The 4,940-nt window shown below is 78.7% G+C and carries 2 protein-coding genes and 1 pseudogene; all 3 read right to left on the bottom strand.

Annotation, left to right across the window (positions count from 1 at the left end; genetic code table 11):
- Positions 1 to 961, bottom strand: a pseudogene (locus GCU69_RS33525) (hypothetical protein); the annotation flags it as partial.
- Complete coding sequence (locus GCU69_RS07980) at positions 958 to 2,850, bottom strand: DUF3492 domain-containing protein (protein ID WP_408055775.1); 1,893 nt, start codon at positions 2,848 to 2,850, stop codon at positions 958 to 960. The pseudogene GCU69_RS33525 and the gene GCU69_RS07980, both read right to left, overlap by 4 nt.
- Before the next feature lie 600 nt (positions 2,851 to 3,450).
- On the bottom strand, positions 3,451 to 4,940 hold a 1,490-nt coding region (locus GCU69_RS07975), incomplete at its 5' end, for a DUF3152 domain-containing protein (protein WP_328629984.1).

Raw genomic sequence — 4,940 nt, 5'->3', positions numbered from 1 at the left:
GGGCGCCGGTCAGGGCGGGGAACCCGGCGGTGTGGCGAGCCGCGGAACCGGCCACGGAACCGGCCGGGGCGGCTCCCGCGGAGGCCGTCCCGGCGGAGGCGGACGGCACGTCGCGCGGAACCCGCGCGTACAGCTCCTCGGCGAGCGAGAACACGTCGCGGTGCCGGAAGCGCGCGGCATTCCGGTCGGTCATGCCCTGTGCCTCCAGCCCGGCGGCGATCTCCAGCGGGTCGACGGCGCGCGAGCACAGGCCCATATGGTGCTGGAGCAGCAGTTTCACCGGGTCGGCGCCGCCACGGCGGGCGGTGGGCCGGGCGGCCGCCTTCGCGCCGGACGGTTTCGGAGCGGAACGTTCCGCCTCCCGGGTGCCCGACCGCCCGACGGCCGCGCCGGGGCCCTCGCCCGCACCGACGCCGGCGCCGACGCCGGCGCCGGTGGGACCTGTGCCCGCACCGTCGCCGACGCCGGGGCCTGCGTCCGCGCCGGTGCCTGCATCCGCGCCGACCCCGGCGTCCGTGCCCGAGCCTGAATTCGCCCCCGGGTTCGTACCCGCGCCGACGCCCGCGCCCTTGCTCTCGCCCGCGCCCTCGCCCTCGCCCGCGCCCTCGCCCTCGCCCTCACCGGAGCCTGCGGCTACGGCTGCGGCTGTGCCGGAGTCTGCGGCTGCGGTCGCGGCGGAGTCTGCGGCTGCGGCTGCATCCGCGGCGGTGTCCGGGCCGGCCCCAACGCCTGTGTCGTCACCGAAGCCCGCACCACCACGGTCCGCACCGGCGTCCTCCGGCCGCTCGGGCTCCTGCGCGCCGCCGGCCCGGACACGGACCTGGGCGGGCTTCTCGTCCCCGGAGCGAAGGGCGGCCGGGTCCGCCGCGCCGCCCGTACGGCGGGTGTCCCGGGGCTTCTCCGGCGGTGCCGGCCGTGCGGGCCGTGCGGGGTCGGCGGGCCGTGCGGGGCGGGCGGTCATGAGCCGGTACCTCCGATCGGCGCACCGGCCGCCGCGGGCCGTGCCGCGGTGACCGCCCAGCTCGGCACCCGGGGCCGGCCCGCGGCGACGGCGGAGGACCGGCGGGCCGCGACGGCCGGTGCCGCCCAGCGGCCCGGGACCCGCGCCTCGGGCGGAAGGGCGAAGGGCAGCCGTCCCCCGGCCCCCTCCGGTCCCGGGGCGGCCGCCGGGCGGTGGGACATCAGCTCCAGGTAGATGCCACGAAATGCCGCGAGATTCTGCTCGACCGTGAAGAGTTCCAGCGCCCGGGACCGCGCGGCGGCACCGAGCCGGGCCCGTCTGCGCGGGTCCCGCAGCAGGGCCGTGCAGGCGTCGGCGAGGGCGCGCGGGTTGCGCGGCGGGACGACCAGCCCCGTGCCCCCGATGACCTCGCAGACGGCGCCCGCGTCGGTCGAGACGGTGGCCCGGCCGCACAGCATCGCCTCGACGAGGCCCGTGGGGAAGCCGTCGATCGCGCTGGAGCGGACCACCAGGCAGCAGGAGGCGTACACATCGGCGGCCGTCGGGGCCTCCGGGGCGCCGATCCGTTCGAAGGAGACCGGATTCTCCCCGGGAACCGTCGGGCTCGGGGCCTCGTCGGGGAAGAGCTGCGCGGCGAGGGCGCGGCAGTGCGCGGAGTACCCGGCGGCCGCCGGGTCCCGGGGCGGGCCGGACTCGACGATCCGCAGCCGGGCCCGGGGCTCGGACCGGCGCACCACCGCGAAGGCGTGCAGCAGTCCGACGACGTCCGCCGCCGGTTCGAGGGGCCCGCCGGCCCAGACGAGCGTGTACCCGTCCGCCGGGTCGTTCCCGGCCGTGCCGCCTCCACCGGCCGGGCCCGAGACGTCGTCCTCGCCGGTGACGGCCTCGAAGGGGCCCGGGTCGAGGCCGGGGTGGACGGTGCGCACCCGGCCGCGCGGGGCTCCGCACCGCTCCTGCCAGCGCCGGGCGTGGGCGGTGCCGGGGGTGATGAGGGCGGCACGGGCGTACGTCTCTCCGGCGAGCAGCCGCCGGTACGAGGCGAGCAGGGCACGGGCCGGTGCGCCCGCAGCGCCCGCGGCGCGGTCGAGGTAGTGCTCGCGCAGCCGCACTCCGTACTCGGTGAGCAGCAGCGGCACCCCGAAGAAGCGTTTGGCCACCAGCCCGGCGAGCGCGGCCGTGCCGCCGGAGGCCGCGTGGCAGAGGTCGGCGGCGCCGAGGCCCGCGCCGCCGGGCCCCGGGCCGTACCAGTCCAGCGAGAGCGGCCGCAGCGCCCGCTCCAGCTCCGCCGCGACGGCGGCCAGATCGGCGAGGCGGGCGGCGTGCGCGCCCCGGGTCGCGCCGGGGACGCCGCAGGCCGCGGCGAGCAGCCGCAGGGCCGTGTCGGAGCGGAGCAGAGCGGGGACGGCCCGGGTCTCCCGGGCGAGCGCGGCGAGCCCGTACAGGCCGTCGGCGAACCGGGCGGCCCGCGGGTCCGCGGCGGCGCCCGCCGCACCGCCCGCCGCGTCACCGTCCGCCGCACCCGCACCGCCCGTCGCACCCATGCCCGCACCGGCACCGGCACCCGCACCGGCCGCCGCTTCCGCCCCACCCGCCCCGGGGCTGCCGGACACGGCGGCGGCCAGCTCGGCGAAACACTCGGCGAACGCCCGCCTGGTCCGCCGCCCGGCGGACCGGCGTCCCGGTGACGGGGCGGGGCCCCAGAGCGGTGCCGTGCGGAGCCCGGTGACGTGCGGCGGCAGCGGGAGGAGGCCCGCCGCCGCCTGCCGCTCGTCGCGGCTCAGGGCGAACACCTCGAACTCGTGCTGCGCGAGCCCGCGCACGAGCCGGTCGCCCCACACCACGGACTCACCGGTCGCATGCGGATAGCCACTCTCGGTAAGCAGTCCCACGCGCACGAATGCACCCCGTTCTCGCCACAGGCCACCCGGCGGGCAGCGGGACGACCGTATGCGGGCAGCGGGATGCCACGCCGGACGGTTATCCGCCACACCACCGAAAAGGGTGAACGCTCGTGACTTTCCGGGGCCCCGCGCGTTGCCGGCCGGACGCACCGGTCAGAGGCTGCGGCCTGACGCGCCGGTGAGGCTGCGGCCGGAAGTGCCTGCGAGCTACGGCCGGGCGCGCCGGTGCGGGGTACGGCCGGGCGCGTCAGCCGGACCCGCGGACCGGGACCCGGCCGGGCGCACCGGCCGGAGGCACCGCCGGAGACACGGCCGGAGGCGCCGTCGGACGCATCGGCCGGACGCATCCCCGGCCCCGTCGCGGACGCACAACGCCGACCGGGGTACGGCCAGGCGCACCGACCGGACGCCACGGACCGGGGCACGGCCGGGCACATCGGCCGTACGCATCCGCCGGCCCCGCTGCCGGACACATCGGCCGGCGATGAGGCCGGGCACGCCGTCAGGGACGGGGTCGGGCGTGTCGGTCAGGGATCGCCGCACGACAGGCGGAGGCGTCCGGGCCCGGGATGCGGCCGGGCCTGTCCGTCAGGGATGCGGCCAGGCGTTGGGCTTGCAGGTGAGGCCCTTGCTGGTCAGGGTCTTCGTCTGCTGCATCATCACCGGGGCGAGCGCGCCCTGTTCGGTGCACTGCCGGTGGTCGAGGCCGAGCCGGTGGCCCACCTCGTGATTGATGAGCATCTCCCGGTACGAGAAGATCTTGCCCTCGAACGTCTTCGAGCCCTGGGCCCACCGATAGGCGTTGATCATGACGCGGCCGGTGGCGGCGGAGTCGCAGGAGACGTTGTCCACGGTGGTGTCCAGGCCGGACTTCGCGCACCAGACGGCGGTCGTCTCGGGACTGGCCAGCGTGATGACGAAGTCACTGTTCCCACCGGTCACCCGTTCGAAGGTGCGCTTCCCGCCGTGGCCCCAGCTCCGCTCGTCGTTGAGCGTCCGGTGCACGGCCTGCGCGAACAGTTCCCCGTCGAGCGGCAGGTCCTTCTCCACGTCGACGCGGTAGCGCACGACCGTCCCCTTGCCGGGGGCCTCGGCCTTGCCGCCGACGGCCCGGAACTCGCCGGAGCCGGCCAGCCCCGGGTCGAGCGGGTTCTCCTTCGCCATCTTCTGCTCGTACGTCAGCGGGGTCGTCGTCGGCGGAGCGCTCTGCTCCGGACGGCTGCCGGAGCGGGCCGCCTCGCCGGGCTTGCCGTCCTCGCGCTGCTGCTCGCCCCCGGTGGCGCGGGTGGCGTCGCCCCGGCCGCCCTCGGAGACCTGGCCGGCCACGACGATGGCGAGCACGGTGATCACGGCGGCGGCCGCGGCGCCCGTGAAGGCGCGGGCCTTGCGTCCGCCGGCCGGGCGGGGGTCGCCGTCGCCGTCGTCGTCCCCGCCGCCGGGGCCTTGCCCGGGCGGTTCCCCGGAGGCACCGGCCGCCCCCTCGTCCGAGCCGCCGCCCGCCGCGGCGTCCCGGCCGGTGCGCGGCTCGCGGTCCGTCTCGTCCGCGGCCCGCTCACCACGGCTGCCCGGCGCGGGCGCGCCCGCGGGATAGACGTCGTCGTCGAAGGCGTCGACATACTCCTGCCGCGGCCTCGGCACCCGGCCCGCCGCCGGCAGGAGCGGGCTCGCCACGCCGACGCCGTACCCGGCGGGCGCCGCCGGTGCCCGGACCGGACCGCCCCAGCCGCCGCCCGCCTCGTGCTGCTCGGGATGGCCGCCCCGGGCGGGTCCGGAGGGATACGGGGTGCCGCGCGGCGGGGTGCCCAGGTGCGGGGTGCCGTGCGCGGGCGTGCCCTGCGGGGGCGTGCCGTACGCGGGGGTACCGCGCGGAGGGGTGCCGTACGCGGGAGTGCCGCCCGGAGGCGTGCCGTACACCGGAGTGCCGCGCGGGGGCGTGCCGTACGCGGGCGTCCCGCGCGGAGGTGTGCCGTGGGCGGGAGTGCCGCGCGGCGTGCCGTACGCGGGGGTGCCGCCCGGAGGCGTGCCGTGCGGAGGTGTCGGCGCCGGGCGCGCCGGGCCCGCGGCGCCGGTGGCGCTCC

The organism is Streptomyces lycii, from assembly GCF_009735685.1.
GTDB lineage: Bacteria > Actinomycetota > Actinomycetes > Streptomycetales > Streptomycetaceae > Streptomyces > Streptomyces lycii.
The sequence above is the reverse complement of the archived record's forward strand: the minus strand, read 5'-3'. Positions and strand labels throughout refer to the sequence as shown.